Raw genomic sequence first — 15,059 nt, 5'->3', positions numbered from 1 at the left:
CTCCAATTATGTTGTAGCTATTATTAACTCATCAACTGGCTGATCATGAGATTCTACTTCAAAATCTGCCAATTGAAAATCATATACTAAGCTGATGGTATCAGGTTGATATTGTGTTAAAAATTTATCGTAAAAACCGCCACCATAGCCGATACGATAGCCCTCTTGATTAAACGCGACGCCTGGTACAATGACGAGATCAAGGTCATTTGAAATCGGTAAATCTGCTGTCGAGTGATTGATGCCTTTAGCATCTTTTCCAATCTGGTCGATATCCTCAACTTGTTTAAAAGACATCTCTTTTTTATCATAATCTGTTTCAGGTACGAAAACTGCTTTTTTATCGTCTAACATATGGGAAATGATGCGATATGTATTTACTTCGTGTGACATTGACAGCACGATGCCAATCCGGTCTGCGTTTTGATATTTGCTTGTTTCATATAACTGATTCGCTAAATATTGATCTGCATTTTGTTTGTCGTTGTCATTGAATGATTTCATTTTTGCAATTGTGTTTTTGCGCAATGTTTTTTTATCCAATATCCTCATCCCTTATCTGTGTACTTAACTCATTATAACGTTATTAAAAACCATTGTCATTAAACTATCATTTACTTTATTTCCTTTAATCATGTTTCTATCAAATTGTTGATATTTATAACTAACATATGCTTTAAAAGTTTAAAATTGAATAAATTAAAAGCTGGCAACTCATTGAAAGTTACCAGCTTAAATATCTATAAACTTGAATGAATTAAGTTGTTATTTGCGATCTTTTCCGAAATAGTAGTTGATGACGTCTCTACCTAAGTCACCGCCGTTTAACCATGGTTCAGGAACAGGTTGATTACTATACACGATTGAAAATGCCAGCTGTGGATTATCTTGTGGTGCATATCCAATATAAGTTGAATTAACTCGTGGTTTACCGTCTTGGAAGACTTCTGCTGTACCTGTTTTACCTGCTGAAGGTACTTTCGTGTTATGGAAACTTTGGTAACCCGTACCATCTTTTTCGTTAAATACCATGTCAAAACCTTGTTGAACTTGGTTAATTTCTTCTTCAGAATTATTTACTTTATTCAACACCGTACCTTTAATGTTTTGCTTAATCGGACCAAGACCATCTTCATTAGTTGCTTTTCTTATTTCTGAACCAATGTGTGGTTGAATACGTGTACCATCATTCGCAATGGTAGAGATGTATTGCGCAAGTTGCATAGTAGTATAGGTATCATACTGACCAATGGCTAAGTCTAGATAATTACCCCCATTAGTTGTTAATGGCTCAATTTGACCGATGGTTTCATTTGGAAGATCGATACCTGTTTTCACACCTAAACCAACTTGATTTAAACCTTTACGTAGTTTTTGGCCTGCTTCAACGACATCCGTTGGCAAGTTCATATTTGGAGTATACGGTTGACCTGCAATGTTTAATGCCGTTTTGAACATGTAAACGTTAGATGAATGCATAAGTGCTTCTTTATCGTTGATTGTCACTCTACCATGTTGGTTAAAGTAAGAACGTTTAGTCAAACCACCACTGAAGTGTAATGGTGAGTCGACCATTGTTTCGCCCACATGAATTGCATCATTTTGATAGCCCGCTAATAACGTACCACCTTTAACAGATGATCCTGCTGCGAATTGTTGAGTAAACGTACCAATATCGTTATCAGTCATGCTACCGTCTTTATCGATTTGTTTACCGGCAATAGCGAGGATGTCACCGTTACGTGGATCTGTGACGACGATGAGTGCATTATCCATATCTCTCGCGCCTTCGCTACGTAATTTTTTAATTTGTTTTTCGAGATATTCTTCTGTTTTTTGTTGAAGATCCATATCAATTGTGAGTACTAAGTCATTGCCGCGTGAACCTTTATTCACAACTTCTGAGTCGATGACGTCACCTGATTTATCTGTCGTATATCTCATTTCTTTTTTCTTACCTTTTAGAATGCTTTCATATTGATATTCTAGGTAAGATTTTCCGACACGGTCATTTCTAGAATAACCTTCAGATAAATATTTCTGCGTTAACTCTTTAGGAAGACCTTCATTTGATGTCGATACATCACCGAAGATACCTCTTAAGCTATCGCCATATGGATATTTTCTATCCCAGTCCATCGTTGTATTCACACCTGGTAGACTAGATAGTTTTTGTGAAACTGCAGCGTATTCTTCATCGCTCACATCTTCATTTTTTATCATTTGAGGATTTAATGTAGACCCTGCCATCATTTCTTTATAAATGGCGAGCACTTCTAAATCATGATCTGAAAAAGAATTGAGTTGTTTGTCGGTTATTTTTTCACGTTGCGCTTCATCATATTGTTCTTGTGAAATACTACCTGCTTCTAATAAACTGCGCTCTTTTGACATCATTTTCTGTGCTTGATCTGGATGTTTTTGAATCCAAAAGTCTTGTTTATCACGTTCTGTGATTTTATCTGTATCCATTGATATCAATTTAGATAATTTTTCTGCAGTATCGAGTATTTCATCTTGAGACGTTTTTTTACCTCTTGTATACGTAATCGCTTTTTTAGATGCGTTATCTACAAGTATTTTGCCGTTTCGGTCTAAGATTCTTCCTCGTGGGACAGATTCATTTACCGTGATATTTTCACTGTTTTTGATTTCCTGTTTATAATGAGACCCTTGTGCAATTTGTAAATAACCTAATCTAAGGATAACAATTGCAAAGATCAATACTACAATGCCGAAGATAAAACTGATCCTCTTATTCATTGTATTTCTTAGTTTTTCATCATTTGTTTTTTCCTTAAGTCTTTTTAACAACACAACCTACCTCTATTCAAACGTTCTATCTACAAATGATATACGAAAATCCGTGATTTTTCTATTATTTTAATTCAAAAAAAAGACGACCTATATCAATAGGCCGTCAAAAAGAGTCGAATTATTGAGCTGCTTGATATAATTCGTCAACTTTTTCCCAGTTTACAACGTTCCAGAAGTTTTCGATATATTCTGGACGTTTGTTTTGATATTTAAGGTAATAAGCGTGTTCCCAAACGTCAATACCTAAAATAGGTGTTTTACCTTCTGTAATTGGGTTATCTTGGTTAGGTGTAGTAGTGATTTCTAATTTACCTTCAGCATTTACAACGAGCCAACCCCAGCCTGAACCAAAGCGAGCTGCTGCAGCGTCAGCAAATTCTTTTTTGAAATCGTCTAAAGAACCCCATTGTTCTTTAATTTTATCTACGACTGTACCTTTTTCTTCAGAGTTAGGAGTTAATAATTCCCAGAATAATGAGTGATTTAAGTGTCCACCACCATTATTTCGTACAGCTGTTTGAATATCTTCAGGTACGCTATCTAAATTAGCAACAATTTCTTCGATAGATTTATTTTCTAAATCTGTACCTTCAACTGCTGAATTTAATTTAGTTACATATGTGTTGTGGTGTTTGTCATGGTGGATTTCCATAGTTTCTTTATCAATATACGGTTCTAACGCATCGAAATCATAAGGTAAGTTTGGTAATTCAAAAGCCATAAATAATCATCCTCCTAAGTGTAATTACACTAAGCATAGCAATAAATTCATTTATCAACAATCTTAATGCTTACTGTATCAATCATATATTATAGATGTTTACTATCTTTGATCCATTCTAAGTATATCTCAAATATTAGGTTTTTAAACATAGTTAAGTTAGAAATTTAATAATTCTTACTTAAAAGCTAGGTTTAGTTAGATATACATAACAAATGAACGGATAAATCACCTATCGTTGACTTCATTTCAGCAAGATTGAAATACTATATTCGTATAAGAAGGAACATTAAACGGTTTGTTTTTCTTTCTGACATTTTTCGCATACACCGTAAACTTCTAATTTATGTGTATGGATAGAAACGTTCGGTAAATTAGACTGTATTTCATCAATTGGACAGAACTCAATGACTTTAGTATCTCCGCATACTTCACAAATAAAGTGATGATGGTGATGTTCTGAACAAGCAATTCTAAATTTCATTTCTCCATCCAATTCTGTACTTTCTATAATGCCTAGATCTTTAAATAAATGTAAATTACGATAAATCGTATCAAATGAGATACCTGGATAGTTTTTATCCATTTTCTGTTGGATATATTTTGCATTAATATATTTATCTTCTGAAACAAAGATATCTATCATATCACGGCGTTTGTTTGTATATTTATGACCGTGTTCTTTAAGTATTTGTATTGCATTATCTGTTTTCATTATTAACAGCCCCTTTTTTAACTTTAACCTTCAGTTTCTGAAGTACCATCGTTAAAATTAATATGAATACGAGTATCATGACGATGACACCACCCGGAGAAATATCTAGATAAAAGGCTAAGAACAATCCTGAAATCACGGATACTTCACCAAGTATGATACTCAGTATAATCAATTGCTTAAATCCTTTTGTAATTCGCATCGCAATTGCAATAGGTAACGTGATTAATGCACTCACTAATAAGATACCTATGACGCGCATAGATGCTGAGATGACCATAGCGACGATCGCAATGAAAAGAAATTGAATCCATTTTGGTAATCCAATGACTTTGCTATATTCATCATCGAAAGATAGGACGAACAATTCTTTGTATAATGATAAGATAAAAATCGTTACTATAATTACTATAATAATGATTGTAATCATATCACTCAAACTTACTGCACTGATTGAACCAAAAAGTAATCCTACAATCTCTTGGTTAAAACCGTCTGCGAGTGATATGAATATGGCACTTAAAGCTACCCCTGAACTCATGATAATAGGTATCGCAATTTCTTGATAATTACTAAATGTGGTACGTAACTTCTCAATGAGTAACGCACCGACGATCGCAAATAACACCCCAAACCACATCGGGTTAATGAGTGCCGCTGTCGGTATAATCGTGATTAAGAACATACCAAATGAAATACCACCGAGCGTGACGTGACTTAGCGCATCAGCGATTAAAGATAACCGTCTGACGACAATAAAGGCACCAATAAATGGCGCAATGAAACCGATGAGTATCCCACTAATGAGTGAATACCTCATGAAGTCGAAATTTAATAATGCATCAATCATTCAGAACAACACTCCCTATCATGTTGGTGATCCACAAATTGAATTGGATGACCATAAATCTTAGAAATTTCAACTTCGTCTAATGATTTAAACTCATCTGTCGTACCGTGGAAGTGCAAGTGTCGATTTAAGCATGCGACTTCTGTTGCTGTATCTGCTACGACACCAATATCATGTGTCACGAGAATGATAGTAACTCCTTCTCGTTTTAATCGCTCTAGTGTTTCATAGAAGGCATTCACGTGTTTCGCATCGATACCGCTCGTGGGTTCATCTAAAATGAGTACAGTTGGGTCACTGACTAACGCGCGTGCGATTAACACACGTTGTTGTTGTCCACCTGACAGTTCGGCGATATTGCGATCAATAAGATGTTCTATGTTGAGTCGATGTAATACATCTTTCACTTTTTGTACATCATTTTTATTAAACCATTGAAATAAACGTTTTCTTTTAGTTAAGCCGCTCAACACAATTTCTTTTACACTTGCAGGGAATCCTGCTTTAAAAGAAAGTGCTTTTTGTGACACATAGCTAATTTTTAGCATCGTCTGTTTGCCGTTATACCGTTTGCCGTCAACGTACATTTCTCCACGTTGCATCGGTAACAGACCTAAAATAATTTTTAATAATGTAGATTTTCCAGCTCCGTTAGGTCCAACGATCGCCAAAAATTCTCCTCTGTTAATTTTAATGTTAATATTTTCCAACACTTGTTTATTGTCGAAAAAATAATCTATATTTTTTAATTCAAAGACTGGCGTTGACATTTTTTCACCTCGCTATTAACTATAATATGCATTGAAATGATTGTAAATAGTAATGTTTACGATGCACTTCCGCTTACTAACAAGATTAATAATTGTACTCTCCATAGCAGAATGAGTGCAACACTGATGTTATTCGTAGTTATATCGCACCTAACAAACTATCATTTTCAATCGGAATAATAGAAAAAGTTGAAGATAAAAAAGTACAGAAGCTCAACTTGACCGCTTCTGTACAAGACCTCATTTTATTGATTTAAAATTTTCGTTTTTAAATCTGGATCGAATGTTTCAGATTTAAGCATCTCTATTTCAAATTGATATGGTGGTTTTTTATTTTTCTTATCTTCGCCCACATAAGGTGTTTCTAAAATTTTTGGAATATCTTTAAACGCATCGTGATGCACTACATAGTTCAATGCATCGAATCCAATATGACCAAATCCAATATTTTCGTGGCGGTCTTTATGCGCACCAATATCATTTTTACTATCGTTTACGTGGACCACTTTAATGCGATCGATACCAATAATTTTATCGAATTCATTAAGCACGCCATCGAAGTCGTCTCTGATTTGATAACCTGCATCATGAGTATGACACGTATCAAAGCAAATGGACAAGCGCTCATTATGTTCAACACCGTCGATGATTCTCGCAAGCTCTTCAAAATTTCGACCTACTTCTGAACCTTTGCCTGCCATCGTTTCAAGTGCAATTCTTACATCGTTTTCTTGAGTCAACACTTCATTGAGTCCTTCAATGATTTTTTTAATACCTTCATCAGCACCCGCTCCCACATGAGAGCCTGGGTGTAACACGATGTCTTTTGCACCTAACGCTTGTGTTCTTTCGATTTCGTTTTGTAAAAACTCAACGCCCAAGTCAAATACATGTGGTTTTTGTGTATTCGCGATATTGATAATGTAAGGTGCATGCACAATGATATTTGATAACCCGTAAGATTCCATAAGTTCATGACCTTTTTCAATATTCAAATCTTCAATCGCTTTACGTCTCGTATTTTGAGGCGCACCTGTATAAATCATAAATGTAGATTCGCCAAATTTATGTGCTTCTTCAGCTGAACCTGCGAGCATTTTTTTACCATTCATAGACACGTGTGAGCCTATTAACATGAGATTCACCTAACCTTTATTTTTGTTATTTCTTTTTGAACGTTTACTATATTGTCTACGTTCTTGGCGTTTTGCTTCTTCTAGTTGACGTTTAAATTTCTTCTTATAACCAGGTTTAACTTTTTTATTGTTGCGTTTCACTTTGTATTTTACCTGATTCGTCACTACATCATCTTTCTTCTGACGTTTATGTCTTGTATTGTGCGCTTTCACTGGTTTAAGCTCACCATTTTTAATATCTACTGTTTCAAAATGATAGCCTCTATCTTCTATCAATGAAATTGCGTCCTCTTCATCTGGACTGTAGAGCGTGATCGCAACACCATGATATTGACCACGACCTGTTCTACCAACACGATGTGTAAAGAAATCAATATCATTCGGTACATCAAAGTTAATAACGTGACTCACGCCCTCTATATCTATACCACGAGAGGCTAAGTCACTCGCGATGACGTATTGAAAATCGAGATTGCGAATACGTTTCATCTGTTGCTTACGTTCACGCGGTGTTAAACCACCGTGTATCATACCGTATTTAATACCATACCCATCTAATTCTTCTGCTAAATCGTCAGCGTTATCCCTACTATTACAAAAGATAATACATAAATAAGGATTCAATATATCGATAAGTTTAAGTGTTTTTCTAACTTTGGCTTCACCTTTAGTTGGAATTAAATAAAACTCGATATTTTTCTTGTTTTGAGACTGACTGTCTATTTTAACATACTCCGGTTGTTCTAAATATTTATTCAAGAAAGGATGTAAGGATTTCGGAATCGTTGCACTGAACACTGCGATACGAGCCTCACTATCGAGTCTTGCAGCGATTAAATCAACATCCTCTATTAAACCGAGATCAATCATTAAATCCGCTTCATCAATGACAAGATACGAAGCTAGATGCACATGTAAATCCCCATGTTTTGCTAAGTCATTAATACGTGTCGGTGTCCCAATAATTAAATGGGGTTGATTTTTAGCACGTTGTTTATCTTTTTCGATATCAGTACCGCCGATAAACAATTTAACACTCACACCTGATTTAAACTGAGCAAGATGACTTGCTGTATTAAATAATTGTTGTGCTAACTCACGTGTGGGCGCCACTACAATCGCTTGAGGTTCATTTGTATCAGTATTGATGTGGTGGATAAGCGGTAGTAAAAATGCATGAGATTTACCCGTTCCTGTTTGAGATTGACCGATTAAATTAACCTGCTTTAGCATTTTGGGAATGACACGGGATTGGATTTCTGTTGGTTTAGAAAAGTTGAGGTCTTTGACTGCCTCTATTAAGCTCGGCTCTAAGTTAAAGTTTTCAAAAGGATGTTTAGCCATCTTTGTCCTCCTATGAATTTTGATTGGTTCCGATGAACACTACATCATGTATGTGCTTCTTTTAATAATAGTTAAAAGGATCTGTATTTTGCTCTGAAGCATGGATATCGAATGAAATATCTGTCTCAGATAACCATTGTTTTAACAACTCAACGAGTCCTTCTCTCATCACATGTTCACTATAGTGATTAATATCTAGTAAATTGATACCCGCTGTTTTCGCATCGAGTGCCTCATGATGCTTAATATCTCCTGTTAAAAAGATATCTGCGCCTTGTGCTGCAGCCATATATTCGTTTCCAATACCTGCACCACCAATTAACGCAACTGTTTTAATCTTAGCCGATAAATCACCAATAAATCTGACGCTCGGCATATCTAACTGAGTCTTCACGTGATCGATAAATGTTTCTATATCAAGTGCATGTTCTAATTCTCCAATCATTCCCAGACCTAAATTAGCAGTTTGAACAACTGGAATAAAGTCAAATACCGGTTCTTCATATGGATGATGTTGAAGGATGAGTTGCTGCACTTTAGTACGTTCACCTTTATCGATCATAAACTCTAACTTAACCTCGTTGACATATTCAATTTCATTAAGTTGACCAATAGTTGGATTTGCATCATCTACAGGTTTAAATTGACCTTGTCCCTCAGCTTCAAAAAAGCAATAGTGATAATTACCTGTTCTCGCAAGTCCAGCTTGATCTAATTGTTGTTTAAATGTCTCTACATCATCTTTAGGTATATAAACATACACTTTATAATAATTGGTATCCTCTGGATCGAGAATTTGTTGCTGTTGTAATCCTAAACGATCTGCGAGCATCGCATTCACACCGTGAGGGTATACATCTAAATTCGTATGTAATGCGATGACATTGATATCATTTTGAATGAGTTTGCGAATGATTGCCCCATAACCATCATTTTGAGTAATGTTTTTTATGCCTTTAAAAATAAGTGGATGATGGCAAATGATGGTATTCACACCTGCTGAAATTGCTTCCTCGACAATTGCTTTCGTACAATCTAAAGCTGTCAATATGCCATTCACTTCAGCACTTTCATCTCCTATAATGAGACCTACATTATCCCACTCTTCCGCGGTTGCTAAAGGCACGTGTTGATCAATCACGGTCATAAGTTCACTGATTTTCATCTCTAATCACCTCGTCGATTAACGTTAACTGATGGTTTATTTGTTGCAGTCTTTCTGCATGCTTAGTTGGATCTAAATTTTGTTTAATCTTAAGTAGTGCCTGTTGTTCATGTTCCCATTTTTTATAAAATAAATCCGTTTTCTCTTTTATTAAATAAGGCCCAAACGTCGCTTCTATCTCTGATAACGTCACCGGAGTCGTAGCATAATCAGCCACCACTATTTCATAAATGTGACCTTTCTCCTCTAAGATTTCTTCTGCAATGATACGATAACTTAATTGTTTTAGACAGTATCGTAACGTCTTAGTTTTGATGTTGCTTTGTAACACAAGTCTCGGTTGATGCTCTAATTTCGCTTGGCCTTCAGTTAATATTTTAGCAATTAATGGTCCACCCATGCCACAAATCGTAATTGTCGATACATGGTCTTCTGGCTGAATGACAGATAATCCATCTCCTAGTCTAACATCAATCGCATGATCAGCTTGATAATCAGCAACATTTTGCTTAGATGAATTGTAAGGACCTTCAATCACTTCACCTGCTATCGCACGTTGTATGAGGTTTTGTTCTAAAGCATAAAGTGGAAGATAAGCATGATCTGAGCCAATATCAGCAAGCATATCTCCTTTGATATACTGACTCACCTGCTTTAAACGTTGGTTTAACGGTATCATAGGTGTACACCTTCCCGAATAAAATTGATGATATATCACAAAAAAAGAGACTGGGACAATGGCGTTTTTAATCCACTCTATCACACATCAATAAGAATATTCCCCCTTATTATCAGTGGTTATGAGCGAATCACTTATCATAAAGCACGATCACTTCAATGCTTTATGAGGCAAACGATAAATGCCCCAATCTCTATAGGATTAATCCATAAAGTCTTTTAGACGTTTACTTCTGCTAGGGTGTCTTAATTTTCTTAGTGCTTTCGCTTCGATTTGACGAATACGTTCTCTAGTGACACCGAATACTTTACCTACTTCTTCTAAAGTGCGTGTACGTCCATCGTCTAATCCAAAACGTAGACGTAAGACATTTTCCTCGCGGTCTGTTAACGTATCTAATACATCTTCTAATTGTTCTTTTAACAGTTCATATGCTGCATGGTCTGAAGGACTTTGCGCTTCTTGATCTTCAATAAAGTCACCAAGGTGGCTGTCGTCTTCTTCACCAATTGGCGTTTCTAATGAAACTGGTTCTTGTGCTATTTTCAAGATTTCTCGTACTTTTTCAGGTGGTAAATCCATTTCTTCACCGATTTCTTCTGGTGCTGGATCACGACCTAAATCTTGAAGTAATTGTCTTTGAATACGAATTAATTTATTGATCGTTTCAACCATGTGTACCGGAATACGGATCGTTCTGGCTTGGTCTGCAATCGCTCTTGTAATCGCTTGACGAATCCACCAGGTAGCGTAAGTAGAGAATTTGAATCCTTTACTGAAGTCAAATTTTTCTACTGCTTTAATTAAGCCCATATTCCCTTCTTGAATTAAGTCTAAGAATAACATGCCGCGACCCACGTATCTTTTTGCGATACTGACGACTAAACGAAGGTTGGCTTCAGCTAAACGTGATTTAGCAATTTCATCACCTTGCTCAATGCGTTTCGCAAGTTCAATTTCTTCTTGGGCACTCAATAAGTTGACGCGTCCAATTTCTTTAAGATACATCCGGACAGGGTCATTAATTTTGACGCCTGGAGGAGCGCTCAAATCGTTAGGGTTTAACGACTCGTCTGTATCGTTATTATCTTTTTGATTGACTAACTTAATCTCATTATCATTAAGTTGGTCGAAGAATTCATCCATTTGGTCACTGTCCATTTCAAAGTGTTGCAGTTTCTCAGAAATTTCTTCATGACTTAATTGACCTTCTTTTTTACCTTTTTCCAATAATTGTTTTTTAACATCTTCCATTGTTAAAGTTGGATCTATGGTTTGTTTTTTTACTTTGACTTTACTTTCAGACATGAATAGGCCTCCCGCGTTTAATATCACTTTTATACCAACTTTAAATGTTTAGAATTCATCTCATTCTACATTTAAAAAAGTAACATAACTGTTAATAATCCCGTTATTCTCTGATGTCTCCCAATCTATACAATGTAAAACTCAATTGTTTCTACTTTTATTTCGATTAACAATTTGTTCCAAGTAATATTTTTGAAGTTCTACATCACCTAATCGAGTGGCTTCTCTTAATTTATGATTGAGCGATTCTATTGATTCTTCTTTGCGTTGCTTGGATAACGTGTTAATATAATCATCAATTTCATTTTCATAAGGTTCTGCATTGATTGTATAGTTATCCAATGCAATTAAAGTTTCTTTCAATTCATTAGACTCTACATATTGTAAACCGTCACTTATGTTGAAATAATCATTTTCTCCATAAAAACGGTGTAAAAAATTAAATATACTTTTAAAATGTTCATTTGTAAAGTCTTCTGCTTCAATCGAACGATAATAATCTAAGAACAGATCTTTATCATTCATAAAGTGTTTCAACAAGGCTCTCTCAGCCTTTTCAGCAGTTGATAAATGACTAAAAATCGTAGGAGTATCATTGATATTGCTGTATTCAGCTTGATAATTTGATGTACTCCCCACACTATTATTTAGACTATCAAAGCTAACTTTAAACAATTCAGCGACTTCTTGCAATACTTTTTTGCGTAGAATTGGCGACTGCATATAGGAAATATCTTGTGTTGTTTCTTTTAAATATTTTTCATATGCTAAATCATTATGATTTATTTCATCCTGATGTAACTTCACTTTATACAGTACAAATGCCCGCTTTTCATGTTCGACAAAATGTTGAAACGCTTCTTGTCCGTGCTTCATGATATACTCATCTGGGTCCATGCCTTGAGGTAATTCAACGACAAATACATTAAGTCCTTGTTGTAATAACGCTTGACCTGTTTTAAGCGTCGCTTCTTTCCCTGCATAGTCCCCATCAAACATCAATGTAACGTTCGATGTTAATTTTTTTAAAAATGTCATGTGTTCTTGGGATAATTGCGTCCCCATACTTGCGATGACTTGTTTAAGGCCCGCTTCATCCGCTTTAATTACATCCATAAAGCCTTCAAGGATGATGACTTCATCCGCTTGACGAATAGGCTTTCTTGCACGATCTACATTATACAATAACCGTCGTTTTTGGAAAATAGGCGATTCTGGACTGTTCAAATATTTAGGTTCTTGATCTGTGTAGGTCCTTCCTGAATATCCCACTGTCCGACCTTGTGCATTTGTAAGTGGAAAAATGATGCGATCTCTAAATCTATCGTAATAACTGAAGTTCTCTTCATTTCGTGAAAGCAAACCTGCTTCATAAGCAAGTTCGATATCGTACCCTTTTTTCTGCAAAAAATCATGACAAAATTGTGCATTATTAGGTGCATACCCGATTTTTCGCGATTCAATGGTCTCAGTTGAAAAACCTCTATCCTTTAGATACGATAATGCAGCTTCTCCTTCTACCGTTTTTAAAAGCGCATAGTGGTAGTAGGATTGCATCAATTCATGCATTTCAATCATCTGCAAATCTTCAGAGGCAATTTTCGTCGAGCCATCTGAGGTTTGTTGTGACGGGACGTTGACTTCGATATTGACTCTTTCCCCAAGGTTCCGAACAGCTTCTGTAAAGGAAATACCTTCAATTTCTTGTAAAAATTGAAAGACATTGCCGCCTCTTTTACAACCAAAGCAGTGACAGATTTGTTTATCTTCCGAAACTGTAAAGGAAGGTGTCTTTTCATCATGAAAAGGACACAACCCAATGTAATTGCGCCCTCTTTTCTCTAATTTCACGTATTCACTTACTAAATCCAGGATATCCGTCTTATCTTTTATCTCATTGATCACAGATTGTTCTATTCGCAAAGTATATCACCTGTTAAACCTTAGTTTTATTATTATAATATTTTTTAAACGTTTTGAGAATAGTTCTGCTCAATAATTCGAATGATATCGTTTGCAGTTTCTTCAATGGCTTTATCTGACACATCGATGACAGGACAATCAAGCTTGTCCACTAGGTCTTGGAAATACTCAATTTCTTCTTTGATGCGCTGCTCTGTTGCATAGCGTGCATTATCTCCGAGTCCAAGCTGTTTTAATCGTTCTCTTCGAATGCGATTGAGTTTTTCATCGCTGATGCGTAGTGCGATGATTTTACGCGGATCCGTAGAAAACAATTTATCCGGTGGTGTCACTTCAGGCACAATCGGAATGTTCATCACTTTATAACTTTCTTTATGTGCTAAATATTGTGACAGTGGTGTTTTAGATGTACGAGAAACCCCTAATAACACAATATCTGCTTTACTTAATCCTTTTGGATCTTTGCCGTCATCATATTTAACAGCAAATTCAATCGCTTCTATTTTTTTGAAATATGCTTCGTCTAAGCGATGGACAAGACCGGGTTCATAATAAGGTTCTTCATTTATCTCTTCGCGGAAAATATTCATGAGAGGCCCCATAATATCCACAGATTTAATTTGTTTCTCTTTGATTTTCGCTTCCATATATTTTCTAATTTCAGGTTTAACTAATGTATAAACAATCACTGCATGATTATCTACCGCAATTTGAATCACCTCATCCACATTTTCGAGTGATTCAATGTAAGGATAGCGACTGATATCTGGTTCACAATGATTCGGATTAAATTGTGAGATACCTGCACGTGCCACCAATTCAGCAGTTTCGCCAACCGAATCGGATGCGACGATAATTTTAACTTTTTTCATGAATTTACCCTCCAGTTATTCTTTAAATAGTGAGACAAAAATTTTGGTGATTGTTGTTTTTGAAATTCTGCCTTTAACTTCAAATTGGCCATTATCTTTTTCTTGAACAATAGGAAGAGAATCATTTTCTTTTTCAATCATTAAATTAGCTGCATAAATGACACGATCTTCTGCGAATACATAATTAATATTTGGCATTCTACTCATAATGACTGAGACGGGCATCGTATGGATGTCTTCTCCTACCATTGAAGAGCGCAGTAAATCTTTTCTGGAACATACGCCTACAAAATCTCCATCATGGTTAATGACAAACAGTGTACTCACATCTTCTAAGAACAATGTACAAATTGCATCATAAACACTCATATCGCTCTTAACAACAACTGGATGTGACGCATAATCTTTAACTATGTATTGTTTGAGTTCATCAGCGAATAACTTATGACGCGTTTGACCGGTATAATAATAACCTACACGAGGTCTCGCTTCTAATATCCCTGACATCGTTAAAATAGCGAGATCTGGTCGTAATGTCGCGCGTGTAAGGCTCAATTGATCTGCAATATGTTCCCCAGTAATTGGCCCATTTGTTTTTACAATTTCGATAATGCGCTGTTGTCTTTGACTGAGTTCGATAGGTCTTCACCCCTTTACCTTTCAAAATTATTATACATTGATTTCTAATTAGCTACAAATACATACAATTACTTGCGATTATCATTCAATTAAATTACAATGAGTTATGTAGCGAGTTAA

The 15,059-nt window shown here is 35.6% G+C and carries 14 protein-coding genes; all 14 read right to left on the bottom strand.

The features are described 5' to 3' along the window. Window positions 1-6: 6 nt before the first annotated feature. Window positions 7-543 (bottom strand): 5-formyltetrahydrofolate cyclo-ligase, encoded by a 537-nt coding sequence (locus APS80_RS05565; protein ID WP_059107286.1) that lies wholly within the window; start codon window positions 541-543, stop codon window positions 7-9. A gap of 222 nt (window positions 544-765) precedes the next feature. Beyond that, window positions 766-2,814: a peptidoglycan D,D-transpeptidase FtsI family protein gene (locus APS80_RS05560; protein ID WP_059107331.1), complete on the bottom strand. Its 2,049-nt coding sequence runs from the start codon at window positions 2,812-2,814 to the stop codon at window positions 766-768. A gap of 121 nt (window positions 2,815-2,935) precedes the next feature. Beyond that, window positions 2,936-3,538: a superoxide dismutase gene (locus APS80_RS05555; protein WP_059107285.1), complete on the bottom strand. Its 603-nt coding sequence runs from the start codon at window positions 3,536-3,538 to the stop codon at window positions 2,936-2,938. A 289-nt stretch (window positions 3,539-3,827) separates the two neighbouring features. Then, window positions 3,828-4,253: a Fur family transcriptional regulator gene (locus APS80_RS05550; protein WP_059107284.1), complete on the bottom strand. Its 426-nt coding sequence runs from the start codon at window positions 4,251-4,253 to the stop codon at window positions 3,828-3,830. Then, entirely contained in the window at window positions 4,240-5,103 is an 864-nt protein-coding gene (locus tag APS80_RS05545; protein WP_059107283.1) for a metal ABC transporter permease, read from the bottom strand. The genes APS80_RS05550 and APS80_RS05545 overlap by 14 nt, the downstream gene beginning before the upstream one ends. Next, a complete protein-coding gene (locus APS80_RS05540) occupies window positions 5,100-5,873 on the bottom strand; it encodes a metal ABC transporter ATP-binding protein (protein WP_059107282.1) in 774 nt (257 codons plus the stop codon). The genes APS80_RS05545 and APS80_RS05540 overlap by 4 nt, the downstream gene beginning before the upstream one ends. A gap of 245 nt (window positions 5,874-6,118) precedes the next feature. After that, window positions 6,119-7,009 carry a deoxyribonuclease IV gene (locus APS80_RS05535; RefSeq protein WP_059107281.1) on the bottom strand — a complete coding sequence of 297 codons (891 nt, stop codon included), beginning with the start codon at window positions 7,007-7,009 and terminating at the stop codon, window positions 6,119-6,121. 9 nt (window positions 7,010-7,018) lie between these two features. After that, window positions 7,019-8,353 (bottom strand): DEAD/DEAH box helicase, encoded by a 1,335-nt coding sequence (locus APS80_RS05530; RefSeq protein ID WP_059107280.1) that lies wholly within the window; start codon window positions 8,351-8,353, stop codon window positions 7,019-7,021. A gap of 61 nt (window positions 8,354-8,414) precedes the next feature. Continuing rightward, on the bottom strand, window positions 8,415-9,518 hold the full coding sequence (locus APS80_RS05525) for a Nif3-like dinuclear metal center hexameric protein (RefSeq protein WP_059107279.1): 1,104 nt from the start codon (window positions 9,516-9,518) through the stop codon (window positions 8,415-8,417). After that, window positions 9,505-10,197: a tRNA (adenine(22)-N(1))-methyltransferase gene (locus APS80_RS05520; RefSeq protein ID WP_059107278.1), complete on the bottom strand. Its 693-nt coding sequence runs from the start codon at window positions 10,195-10,197 to the stop codon at window positions 9,505-9,507. Before APS80_RS05520 ends, APS80_RS05525 begins: the two co-directional genes overlap by 14 nt. Before the next feature lie 201 nt (window positions 10,198-10,398). Beyond that, window positions 10,399-11,505 carry an RNA polymerase sigma factor RpoD gene (gene rpoD, locus APS80_RS05515; RefSeq protein ID WP_059107277.1) on the bottom strand — a complete coding sequence of 369 codons (1,107 nt, stop codon included), beginning with the start codon at window positions 11,503-11,505 and terminating at the stop codon, window positions 10,399-10,401. 141 nt (window positions 11,506-11,646) lie between these two features. Then, entirely contained in the window at window positions 11,647-13,428 is a 1,782-nt protein-coding gene (dnaG, locus tag APS80_RS05510; RefSeq protein ID WP_059107276.1) for a DNA primase, read from the bottom strand. A gap of 44 nt (window positions 13,429-13,472) precedes the next feature. Further along, complete coding sequence (locus APS80_RS05505; RefSeq protein WP_059107275.1) at window positions 13,473-14,300, bottom strand: pyruvate, water dikinase regulatory protein; 828 nt, start codon at window positions 14,298-14,300, stop codon at window positions 13,473-13,475. A 15-nt stretch (window positions 14,301-14,315) separates the two neighbouring features. Then, on the bottom strand, window positions 14,316-14,939 hold the full coding sequence (gene ccpN / locus APS80_RS05500; protein ID WP_083498172.1) for a transcriptional regulator CcpN: 624 nt from the start codon (window positions 14,937-14,939) through the stop codon (window positions 14,316-14,318). Window positions 14,940-15,059 lie beyond the last annotated feature (120 nt).

The organism is Staphylococcus auricularis, assembly GCF_001500315.1.
Classification (GTDB): Bacteria; Bacillota; Bacilli; order Staphylococcales; family Staphylococcaceae; genus Staphylococcus; species Staphylococcus auricularis.
Note: the sequence above shows the minus strand (reverse complement) of the source record. Positions and strands in the feature narration are given on the sequence as shown.

Coding starts and splice junctions, on each gene's coding strand:
- APS80_RS05555 (WP_059107285.1), bottom strand. CDS start 3,538: ATGGCTTTTGAATTACCAAACTTACCTTATGATTTCGATGCGTTAGAA.
- APS80_RS05550 (WP_059107284.1), bottom strand. CDS start 4,253: ATGAAAACAGATAATGCAATACAAATACTTAAAGAACACGGTCATAAA.
- APS80_RS05545 (WP_059107283.1), bottom strand. CDS start 5,103: ATGATTGATGCATTATTAAATTTCGACTTCATGAGGTATTCACTCATT.
- APS80_RS05540 (WP_059107282.1), bottom strand. CDS start 5,873: ATGTCAACGCCAGTCTTTGAATTAAAAAATATAGATTATTTTTTCGAC.
- APS80_RS05535 (WP_059107281.1), bottom strand. CDS start 7,009: ATGTTAATAGGCTCACACGTGTCTATGAATGGTAAAAAAATGCTCGCA.
- APS80_RS05530 (WP_059107280.1), bottom strand. CDS start 8,353: ATGGCTAAACATCCTTTTGAAAACTTTAACTTAGAGCCGAGCTTAATA.
- APS80_RS05525 (WP_059107279.1), bottom strand. CDS start 9,518: ATGAAAATCAGTGAACTTATGACCGTGATTGATCAACACGTGCCTTTA.
- APS80_RS05520 (WP_059107278.1), bottom strand. CDS start 10,197: ATGATACCGTTAAACCAACGTTTAAAGCAGGTGAGTCAGTATATCAAA.
- rpoD (WP_059107277.1), bottom strand. CDS start 11,505: ATGTCTGAAAGTAAAGTCAAAGTAAAAAAACAAACCATAGATCCAACT.
- APS80_RS05505 (WP_059107275.1), bottom strand. CDS start 14,300: ATGAAAAAAGTTAAAATTATCGTCGCATCCGATTCGGTTGGCGAAACT.